Here is a 1,746-nt window from a genome sequence, read left to right on the forward strand (position 1 = left end):
CGAGACGCCGGCAACGGGTCGTCAGGCGGTGGCGGTGACCAGTCGATGCTGGAACGCATACGCCGTGGCAGCCGCTCGGGAGTTCACGCCCAGCTTGGCGTAGATGTTGCTCACGTGCCGGTCCACGGTCTTGTCTGCCAGCACCAGTTCGGCAGCGATGGCGTGGTTCGTCTTGCCGGACGCGAGCAGGCGCAACACCTGCACCTCGCGCGCGGTGAGTCCGTGGGTCGCTGCTGGACCGCTGCCGTGACGTATTGACGCATCCAGCCTGGCCAGATCGATGACCGCGCCGAGCTGGTCGAACACCCGCCTCGCCGAGTCCAGCTCGAGCGCCGCTGACTCGTCGTCACCCAGTGCGCTGCAGCCCCGTCCGATCAGCACCCGCACCTTGGCGGCCTCGTACGGCGCATCGAGATCCCGCCACAGCTGCCACGCCGATCGGAGCGCGATCAACCCATCCCGGATGTCGCCGGTGACGAGCCGGACGACGCCGCGGGCGCGGTCGGCCTCCGCTCGCAGCACGGGTGTGCCGAACTCCGCCGCGATGGTGGACAGCGCCTCGCAAGCGGCGGTGGCGGCGTCGACGTCACCGGTCACCAACGCGAGCTCGACCTGGGCAGACAACAGCGTGGCACGTCGCAACGGATCGGTGATCTCGGCCACGGACCGCTCCAATGCCGCCCTGGCCGCGCCGGTCCTTCCCTTGTCCAGCCACAGCAACGCTAGCCCTGGCTGCGGGTCGCGCCCCCACTCGCCGGCACGGCGGTACGCGTCCTCCGCCTCTTCTCGCGCGCCCTGGACTCGGTAGATCTCCCCGAGCCGGTACCAGGCCATGCCAACGGCGTGCTGGTCGATGGCATCGGCGAACCGCTCACATGCCCGCTTCGCTTCGGCAAGAGCTTCGGACCACTGCCCACGTAGTTGCATGATCTCGGCGCGATGGACGAGGCATTGCCCGCTGAAGGTGACCATGTCCGGCTGCCGGTCGCACCACGTCGTCAGCGCCACCGTCCACTCGTGGGCCCGGCGGAACTCGGCGATCTCCCGGCATGCGTCGATCATCGAGCAGTAGAGGTTGCCGGCGAGGTACGGCGGCAACTCGCCCGCCACTACGGCCACCATCGACTCGTCCAGCAACGCCATGCCTTCACGGACCCGCCCCTGCCGGAGCACGGCCCGTCCTTGCTCATGCAGCGCGAATGACAGCACTTCGACATCACCAGTCCGCTGGCCGATGTCCGCCATCCGGGCCGCGATGGCCTCCGAACCGGCGTGGTCGCTTTCGGCCGCGGTCTGGAACACCTGAGGGAGCAGCAGCAGGCCAGATTCGGCGTGTTCCCCCTGCTCCCGGTCCAGCAGCCGTGCGGCCCGAGCCAGCCAACCACCGGCTTGGGCGATGTCACCCTGGGAGAACAGGGTGAACCCCAGCCAGAACAGGCAACGCGCGGCGCGCGGTACCTTGCCCGCAGCCGCGTGTGCTTCGCTCGCGTGTTGGAGGGCATGCAGGCAAGCGGCCACCTTACCGGTCAGGTACGCGGCGGTAGCCAGCAGCTCGAGATCCGCTGCCGGCAGCGCTGTCGTCTCGTGCGCCCGCGACAGCGACTCGTAGGCCTGCTGCCAGGCGAGCCGTTCAGCGGCCGCGCGACCGCGCGCCAGCTCCCCGGCACCGTCGTCAGCGGCTGCCTCTGGTGTGCGCGGTACGTCCGCCACGTCATCACGTTATCGGCTGCTGCACGACCAGGCCAC

General features: G+C 69.5%; 1 protein-coding gene. It reads right to left on the reverse strand.

Translation table 11 applies throughout. The annotated features are described in order from the left end of the window. Positions 1 to 21: 21 nt before the first annotated feature. Positions 22 to 1,710, reverse strand: a complete 1,689-nt coding sequence (locus ELR45_RS00975) for a helix-turn-helix transcriptional regulator (RefSeq protein ID WP_129662705.1) — start codon at positions 1,708 to 1,710, stop codon at positions 22 to 24. Between the last annotated feature and the right edge of the window lie 36 nt (positions 1,711 to 1,746).

Origin of the sequence: Phytoactinopolyspora endophytica (genome assembly GCF_004138495.1) — a bacterium.
In the GTDB taxonomy this organism is placed as follows: domain Bacteria; phylum Actinomycetota; class Actinomycetes; order Jiangellales; family Jiangellaceae; genus Phytoactinopolyspora; species Phytoactinopolyspora endophytica.